Source organism: Yersinia proxima, from assembly GCF_902170785.1.
In the GTDB taxonomy this organism is placed as follows: Bacteria; Pseudomonadota; Gammaproteobacteria; order Enterobacterales; family Enterobacteriaceae; genus Yersinia; species Yersinia proxima.
This window is the reverse complement of record NZ_CABHYG010000019.1, coordinates 25,258-33,286: the sequence shown is the minus strand read 5'-3', so window position 1 is coordinate 33,286 and position 8,029 is coordinate 25,258. Positions and strand designations below refer to the sequence as shown.

The window sequence follows — 8,029 nt, the reverse complement described above, 5'->3', positions numbered from 1 at the left end:
AAACAGAATTTGCCTGGCGGCCATAGCGCGGTGGTCCCACCTGATCCCATGCCGAACTCAGAAGTGAAACGCCGTAGCGCCGATGGTAGTGTGGGGTCTCCCCATGCGAGAGTAGGACACTGCCAGGCATCAAATAAGCCGAGACCCCATGCCAAAAGCGTGGGGTTTTTGCTATGTGTGAAATATGAAAGCCAAAGAAAGAGCCTTCTGCTGTGCAGAGGGCTTTTTTTATATATTCACTTAAAACAAAATACAATATGAGCATTATGATCGGTTAGACTAGCGCCAGAGCTAGTTAGAATGAGTATCCAATGTAATGTCGAATCAACGTTCTCCGCTAAAACATCTCAACACTTTTGCACTATCAGCCTACGCGAGCAATGTTATCAGTGCTAATTCTACACAAGAATTGATTGATGCATGGCATGAGTCTGTCTCTAAGCATCAGCCTGTACTCTTGCTTGGGGAGGGCAGTAATGTACTGTTTATTGAAAACTACTCAGGGACAGTATTACTTAATCGTATTAAGGGTATTACCTTTACGGAAGATGATACTGCCTGGCATCTGCATGTAGGTGCAGGGGAGAATTGGCACCAGTTGGTATGCTACTCGTTGCAAAACAACATGCCGGGTTTAGAAAACTTAGCCTTAATCCCAGGCTGTGTCGGCTCTGCTCCAATTCAAAATATTGGAGCATATGGCGTTGAGCTGCAAAAAGTATGTGAATACGTTGATTTACTTGATATGGAGAAGGGTATGGTTCTACGCCTTTCTGCTGAAGACTGCCAATTTGGTTACCGTGACAGCATATTTAAACATCACTACGGTCATGGATTTGCCATTGTTGCTGTAGGTATTCGATTAATAAAATCGTGGACCCCAACGCTGGGTTATGGTGATTTAACTCGTATGGACCCACTGACTGTAACAGCGGAGGATATCTTTAACTCTGTCTGTGCAATGCGTCGGAGTAAGTTACCTGACCCGACAGTGACGGGCAACGCCGGTAGTTTCTTTAAAAATCCAGTTGTGGATGCAACTGTGGCTGAAGATATTGTAAAGCGCTATCCCAATGCGCCCCATTACCCGCAACCTGATGGTTCTGTAAAGCTGGCTGCGGGTTGGCTTATTGATCAATGCTCACTCAAAGGATACCGAATTGGTGGGGCCGCAGTGCATCAGCAACAGGCTTTAGTACTGATTAATTTTGCAGAGGCTACTGGACAGGATGTATTGGGCCTTGCCAGCTATATCCGCCAGCAGGTTGCAAAGAAATTTTCCATCTGGTTAGAGCCAGAGGTGCGCTTTATCGCAAGTAATGGTGAAGTTAATGCTGTGGAGCGTTTGTCGTGAAAGATATAAAAGTCCCCTTGCGATTAATAGGTATACTTGCCGACGGTACTTTTCACTCAGGTGAGCAACTAGGTGAAGTGTTGGGTATGAGCCGGGCTGCAATTAATAAGCATATGCAAACCATCAGAGAATGGGGGCTCGATGTTTTCACTGTGCCAGGCAAAGGATATAGCTTACCGACACCAATCCAATTACTTGATGAACAAGCCATATTAAGTTATTTGCCTGCTGGTCAGGTAACTGTATTACCCGTAGTTGACTCTACGAATCAATATCTGTTAGATCGCATCACTGAACTTAAATCTGGTGATGCCTGTGTCGCTGAATATCAGCAAGCTGGCCGCGGTCGACGTGGTCGTCAGTGGGTCTCGCCTTTTGGTGCTAATCTTTATTTATCAATGTTCTGGCGCTTAGAACAAGGCCCTGCAGCTGCGATGGGGCTAAGTTTAGTGGTGGGTATTGTGATGGCGGAAGTGTTGCACAAACTGGGTGCAGAACAGGTTCGCGTCAAGTGGCCAAATGACCTATATCTAAATGATAAGAAGTTGGCTGGAATATTAGTGGAACTCACTGGTAAAACGGGTGATGCAGCGCAGTTGGTTATTGGTGCCGGTATTAATCTGACCATGCGTGAATTAACAACCAATGTTATTAGCCAGGATTGGATTAATTTACAAGAAGCTGGCGTTATTATTGATCGCAATAAACTGACAGCTGAATTATTATCTGAATTACGACTGGCAGTGGTTAAGTTTGAAAATGAGGGACTAGCCGCCTTTATTTCACGTTGGCGGGAAATGGATAACTATCTTGATCGCCCAGTGAAATTGATTATCGGAAACCAAGAAATATTTGGTATTGCTCGCGGTATAGACCAACAAGGTGCATTATTATTAGAGCAAGATGGGCATGTAAAACCGTATATCGGTGGTGAAATATCTCTTCGTGGGGTTAATTAATAAGTTAAATGGGCGGCTATTACTGCCCACAATTTATTATTTTCTTAAACGCACACTTTCAACCGCATGATTGGCACTTTTAGTCATTATCAGGCTAGCTCGTTCACGTGTTGGCAATATATTCTGCTTTAAATTCAATCCATTGATTTCTTTCCATAACTGCGTTGCAATTTTCACTGCCTCTGTTTCTGGCAGTTTTGCATAGTTATGGAAGTAAGAATCAGGATTAGAAAATGCACCCTGGCGGAATTTAAGGAACCGATTGATATACCAACTTTGGAGTAAATCTTCTGGCGCATCAACATATATAGAGAAATCTACAAAGTCAGAGACAAATACATGGTGCGGGTCATGAGGGTAATCCATGCCACTTTGTAAAACATTTAACCCCTCTAATATAAGAATATCCGGCTGTTTGATAATCTTATTACCATCAGGGACAATATCATATATTAAATGGGAGTAAACAGGCGCGGTGACATGATCAGCACCTGATTTTACCTCAGAGACAAATTTCACCAAGTTGTGCATATCATAGGATTCTGGGAATCCTTTTTTCTTCATCAGTCCGCGCTCGTTCAGCACTTTATTCGGATAAAGAAAACCATCAGTAGTAATCAGCTCGACACTACGGTGCTCTGGCCAACGGCTAAGTAGTGCCTGAAGCAAACGCGCTGTTGTACTTTTCCCTACCGCGACACTGCCCGCAATACCAATAACATAGGGAATACGTTGACCATCAGTTCCAAGAAATTGCTCCAGAACCGCCTGGCGGCGCAAATTAGAACTGATATAAAAATTAAGTAGTCGCGAGAGTGGTAGATATATCTGTGCCACTTCATCTAATGAAAGGTCTTCGTTAATCCCTTTGAGTTTAACGATTTCTTCTTCTGTTAGCGTCAATGGTACTGAGTCGCGCAAAGCCGCCCACTGAGTACGATCGAACTGTAGATAAGGCGTCGCTAAAGATTGATCTCTTTTTGTCATAAGCCAAATTCTGCCTGTTAACGCAGGTTGGGAAAGGCGCTGGACGCCAACTCCAGATAAGAAACAAGCTGCATATTATAGGCAGCTTGCTTTTTGGCGTAGACATTTTTGTATTTAGTGAGTGATTTCTTTGATGTGTGTTGCTATTCCGAACAGTTACGAAGGTGCTTGTCGAGCTTCTGTCATTTTACTGGGTATATTTATCCTGTCTAACTGGCTATAGCGGTATGTGTTTGATTAACAGAGAATAAGCGTTTGAAATAAATAGCCGTTGGGTGATAACAACCATCAGGTGTGCAGGCATAATCAGGGATCTCGCCCATACACCGGTATCCTTGCGCACGATAAAAAGACTCAGCAGGAGAACCAGCTTCGGTATCCAGGTATAACAATCCGCGACGAAGCTGAACCGCAGTATTTTCCATCTCAATAATCAATTTATGCCCAATCCCAGCACGACGGCTTCGGCTGTGAACTAATAATTTTTGTACTTCGGCTCGGTTTAAGCCATTTGGCTTTTGGCATAAATCTAATTGGATAGTACCCACGATCCCTGTTTCATCACGTGCTATCCATAATAATAATGTACCTTTCGTGATGGCAGAGTGAAGGTTATGGTAGTAGTTCTCCGCTTCATCTTGCGAGATAGCTCGGGTGCTGTAGCCGATTGATGCGCCATGAGATACAGCATCAATCAGTAAATGTGCCAGCTCACTTCGGTATATCGGCAATGTTGCCGCATTCAGTAAAACTATCTTCATAATAAAGCCCCTGTCTGATGTCTGGCTTGTGCGTATGCTTATATTTAAGCAATAAATAAGCCAAATACGGAACTTTGCGATTAAAGGCGTTGGGCAGGGATTTTTTAGCTTCAATGCACCTTATTGGGTTGATCTCCCCATATTGGGGCACAGAATTGAATTTATTTTCGCTTTGCGGGCGATAAAATTGTTTGGCAGTGAGACATGAGCTGTTTTTTAGGGATGTTTTTTATTCATAGGCTTGGTTAAAATAGTGAAGCACTGAGTGTGAATTGAGCCAACTATGGTCAATAATACATCTTAAGTTTAAAAAGTGGCTGTTTTATGAGCGAAAGGGCAATTTGTGCAATTTTTTTGTTGCATCATAGGCTCACTCTACCTAGAATGCGCTGCACTTGATGCCGGCATAGCTCAGTTGGTAGAGCAACTGACTTGTAATCAGTAGGTCCCGAGTTCGACTCTTGGTGCCGGCACCATTCAAGTAATAAAAAATTAGGTGGGGTTCCCGAGCGGCCAAAGGGAGCAGACTGTAAATCTGCCGTCATCGACTTCGAAGGTTCGAATCCTTCCCCCACCACCATATTTAACCTTGAGTCTCAGGGTGATTCAGAAGATCGAACCCCAATTAACACTCAAGGCGAGAGCTAGGCTCTCGATGAAGAGTGAAGTGGCCAAGCCCTTCCTTTCAAGTTTCTGCAGATTAAGTCAGGTAGCCGAGTTCTAAGATGCGGGCATCGTATAATGGCTATTACCTCAGCCTTCCAAGCTGATGATGTGGGTTCGATTCCCACTGCCCGCTCCAAGATGCGCTGATATGGCTCAGTTGGTAGAGCGCACCCTTGGTAAGGGTGAGGTCGGCAGTTCGAATCTGCCTATCAGCACCACTTCCCATTCTCTCGTCCCCTGATTTTCTTTCTGTGTTATGGATTCAGCAAGCATGCGCTTGGTTGATGTGGTGAAACCACCGATTCCGTGTCTTAGAGGGACAATCGATGTCTAAAGAAAAGTTTGAACGTACAAAACCGCACGTTAATGTGGGTACTATCGGCCACGTTGACCATGGTAAAACTACCCTAACTGCTGCAATCACCACCGTTCTGGCTAAAACCTACGGCGGGAGTGCTCGTGCATTCGACCAGATTGACAACGCTCCGGAAGAGAAGGCGCGTGGTATCACCATCAACACGTCTCACGTTGAATATGACACCCCGTCACGTCACTATGCGCACGTCGACTGCCCAGGGCACGCCGACTACGTTAAAAACATGATCACTGGTGCTGCTCAGATGGACGGCGCTATTCTGGTTGTTGCTGCAACTGATGGCCCTATGCCACAGACTCGTGAGCACATCCTGTTGGGTCGTCAGGTTGGCGTTCCTTACATCATCGTATTCATGAACAAATGTGACATGGTTGATGATGAAGAGCTGCTGGAACTGGTAGAAATGGAAGTGCGTGACCTTCTGTCTACCTATGATTTCCCAGGTGATGATACACCGGTTGTTCGTGGCTCTGCTCTGAAAGCACTGGAAGGTGAACCTGAGTGGGAAGCAAAAATTATCGAGCTGGCTGGCTATCTGGATTCTTATATCCCAGAACCAGAGCGTGCTATCGATAAGCCGTTCCTGCTACCAATCGAAGACGTATTTTCTATCTCCGGCCGTGGTACTGTTGTAACGGGTCGTGTAGAGCGCGGAATCGTTAAAGTTGGCGAAGAAGTCGAAATTGTTGGTTTGAAAGACACGGTTAAATCTACTTGTACTGGCGTTGAAATGTTCCGCAAATTGCTGGATGAAGGTCGTGCCGGTGAGAACGTGGGTGTTCTGCTGCGTGGTATCAAGCGTGAAGAGATCGAACGTGGTCAAGTTCTTGCTAAACCAGGTTCTATCAAGCCACACACCAAATTTGAGTCAGAAGTTTACATTCTGAGCAAAGATGAAGGCGGTCGTCATACTCCGTTCTTCAAAGGCTACCGTCCTCAGTTCTACTTCCGTACAACTGATGTAACCGGTACTATTGAACTGCCAGAAGGCGTTGAGATGGTAATGCCAGGTGATAACATTCAAATGATTGTTAACCTGATTGCTCCGATCGCAATGGATGACGGCTTGCGCTTCGCAATTCGTGAAGGCGGTCGTACTGTTGGTGCTGGCGTTGTTGCTAAAGTCATTGAATAAGATTTGACGCGACATACGATAAAAGGGCATCATTTGATGCCCTTTTTCTACGTTGTCATACTAGAACCTATCTCATCAGTGGTTTTTTCATCATAATTATTGGTGAGATGGGCTCTGGAAGTACGGCGGATAGTGCTGAGTGGTGCCGATTAGAGAGTCTCTAGAGCATCCTTCGGCTTGGTTTGCTTTGCGGTGCGAAGCAAAGTTGTTTGTTCTGAATCATAGTGACAGGTTGGTTTATGAGTGCGAATACCGAGGCTCCAGGGAGCGGACGCGGCCTGGAAACGGCTAAATGGCTAATCGTTGCTGTACTGTTAGTTGCAGCTATAGTTGGTAATTATTATTACCGTGATTTCAGCCTGCCGCTGCGTGCGTTGGCAGTTGTAGTAATTATCGCTGTTGCCGGTGCTGTTGCATTGATGACGGCAAAAGGCAAAGCCACTGTAGCGTTTGCTCGTGAAGCACGCACGGAAGTGCGTAAAGTGATTTGGCCTACCCGTCAGGAAACTCTGCACACAACGTTAATCGTTGCTGCGGTAACTGCTGTAATGTCACTGATTCTATGGGGGCTGGATGGTATTCTGGTCCGCCTGGTATCATTTATTACTGGCCTGAGGTTCTAAGATGTCTGAAGCACCAAAAAAGCGTTGGTACGTCGTTCAGGCGTTTTCCGGTTTTGAAGGCCGCGTAGCTCAATCGCTGCGTGAGCATATCAAGTTACATGACATGGAAGAGCTGTTTGGCGAAGTCATGGTTCCAACGGAAGAAGTCGTCGAAATTCGTGGCGGTCAACGTCGTAAGAGTGAGCGTAAATTCTTCCCAGGTTATGTACTGGTTCAGATGGTGATGAACGACGCCAGCTGGCACTTAGTACGTAGCGTGCCACGTGTAATGGGCTTTATCGGTGGCACATCCGATCGTCCGGCACCAATCAGTGATAAAGAAGTTGATGCGATTATGAATCGTCTTCAACAAGTGGGTGATAAACCACGTCCTAAAACACTGTTTGAGCCAGGTGAATTGGTTCGTGTTAGTGATGGTCCATTTGCTGATTTCAACGGTGTTGTTGAAGAAGTGGACTACGAAAAGAGTCGCTTGAAAGTGTCTGTTTCCATTTTTGGCCGTGCAACTCCGGTCGAACTGGACTTCAGTCAGGTAGAAAAAGGCTGATTCATTTTTCACCATTGGTCGAAATTTGAGTCTTGTCTTAGGCGTGAAATTACAATATAATTTCGCGCCTTTTGTTTTTAGATGTCTTGCTTTTTGTCACCCGTGACAACTTATTTCATAGAAATAATAGCGAGACAAAACACGGGGAGCCTCGAACACGAGGCGATATTACCCAAATCGAGGAAATCGTAAATGGCTAAGAAAGTACAAGCCTATGTCAAGCTGCAAGTTGCAGCTGGTATGGCGAACCCAAGTCCACCAGTTGGTCCAGCATTGGGTCAGCAGGGTGTTAACATCATGGAATTCTGTAAAGCGTTCAATGCTAAGACTGAAAGCATTGAGAAAGGCCTGCCAATCCCTGTTGTTATTACTGTTTATTCTGACCGCTCTTTCACTTTCGTTACTAAAACCCCGCCAGCAGCAGTTCTGCTGAAAAAAGCGGCAGGTATTAAGTCTGGTTCTGGCAAGCCGAACAAAGACAAAGTAGGGACTGTGACCAGTGCTCAGGTTCGTGAAATCGCAGAAACCAAAGCTGCGGATATGACTGGTGCTTCAATTGACGACATGATGCGTTCAATTGAAGGTACTGCTCGTTCCATGGGCCTGGTAGTGGAGGGTTAA

At 45.3% G+C, this 8,029-nt stretch carries 8 protein-coding genes, 4 tRNA genes and 1 rRNA gene; 11 read left to right on the top strand and 2 right to left on the bottom strand.

The window, feature by feature from the left end; genetic code table 11:
• The first annotated feature begins 12 nt into the window (after nt 1-12).
• The 3 genes from rrf (at nt 13) to birA (ending at nt 2,313) form a co-directional block, all read left to right on the top strand.
• Nucleotides 13-128, top strand: a 5S ribosomal RNA gene (rrf, locus tag FTB31_RS19010).
• A gap of 188 nt (nt 129-316) precedes the next feature.
• Nucleotides 317-1,354, top strand: a complete 1,038-nt coding sequence (gene murB / locus FTB31_RS19005) for a UDP-N-acetylmuramate dehydrogenase (protein WP_077175655.1) — start codon at nt 317-319, stop codon at nt 1,352-1,354.
• On the top strand, nt 1,351-2,313 hold the full coding sequence (birA, locus tag FTB31_RS19000) for a bifunctional biotin--[acetyl-CoA-carboxylase] ligase/biotin operon repressor BirA (RefSeq protein WP_050078931.1): 963 nt from the start codon (nt 1,351-1,353) through the stop codon (nt 2,311-2,313). The genes murB and birA overlap by 4 nt, the downstream gene beginning before the upstream one ends.
• A 36-nt stretch (nt 2,314-2,349) precedes the next feature.
• Here birA and coaA read toward each other — a convergent pair whose 3' ends face one another.
• Nucleotides 2,350-3,300, bottom strand: a complete 951-nt coding sequence (coaA, locus tag FTB31_RS18995) for a type I pantothenate kinase (protein WP_050078932.1) — start codon at nt 3,298-3,300, stop codon at nt 2,350-2,352.
• 209 nt (nt 3,301-3,509) lie between these two features.
• Nucleotides 3,510-4,061 carry a GNAT family N-acetyltransferase gene (locus tag FTB31_RS18990; protein WP_077175656.1) on the bottom strand — a complete coding sequence of 184 codons (552 nt, stop codon included), beginning with the start codon at nt 4,059-4,061 and terminating at the stop codon, nt 3,510-3,512.
• A gap of 400 nt (nt 4,062-4,461) precedes the next feature.
• On the opposite strand from FTB31_RS18990, the gene FTB31_RS18985 reads away from it, so the two are divergent.
• The 8 genes from FTB31_RS18985 to rplK all read left to right on the top strand — a co-directional run bounded on the left by FTB31_RS18985 (nt 4,462) and on the right by rplK (nt 8,029).
• Nucleotides 4,462-4,537: transfer RNA gene (locus FTB31_RS18985), tRNA-Thr, on the top strand.
• A 19-nt stretch (nt 4,538-4,556) separates the two neighbouring features.
• Nucleotides 4,557-4,641 (top strand) — tRNA-Tyr (locus FTB31_RS18980).
• A 147-nt stretch (nt 4,642-4,788) separates the two neighbouring features.
• Nucleotides 4,789-4,863: transfer RNA gene (locus FTB31_RS18975), tRNA-Gly, on the top strand.
• A 6-nt stretch (nt 4,864-4,869) separates the two neighbouring features.
• Nucleotides 4,870-4,945, top strand: a tRNA-Thr gene (locus FTB31_RS18970).
• A gap of 108 nt (nt 4,946-5,053) precedes the next feature.
• Nucleotides 5,054-6,238, top strand: coding sequence for an elongation factor Tu (gene tuf, locus FTB31_RS18965; protein ID WP_004704670.1), 1,185 nt, complete (start codon nt 5,054-5,056; stop codon nt 6,236-6,238).
• A 239-nt stretch (nt 6,239-6,477) separates the two neighbouring features.
• A complete protein-coding gene (secE, locus tag FTB31_RS18960) occupies nt 6,478-6,861 on the top strand; it encodes a preprotein translocase subunit SecE (protein ID WP_004704671.1) in 384 nt (127 codons plus the stop codon).
• A 1-nt stretch (nt 6,862) separates the two neighbouring features.
• Nucleotides 6,863-7,408 (top strand): transcription termination/antitermination protein NusG, encoded by a 546-nt coding sequence (gene nusG, locus FTB31_RS18955; RefSeq protein ID WP_002210671.1) that lies wholly within the window; start codon nt 6,863-6,865, stop codon nt 7,406-7,408.
• 192 nt (nt 7,409-7,600) lie between these two features.
• Nucleotides 7,601-8,029, top strand: coding sequence for a 50S ribosomal protein L11 (rplK, locus tag FTB31_RS18950; protein ID WP_004393384.1), 429 nt, complete (start codon nt 7,601-7,603; stop codon nt 8,027-8,029).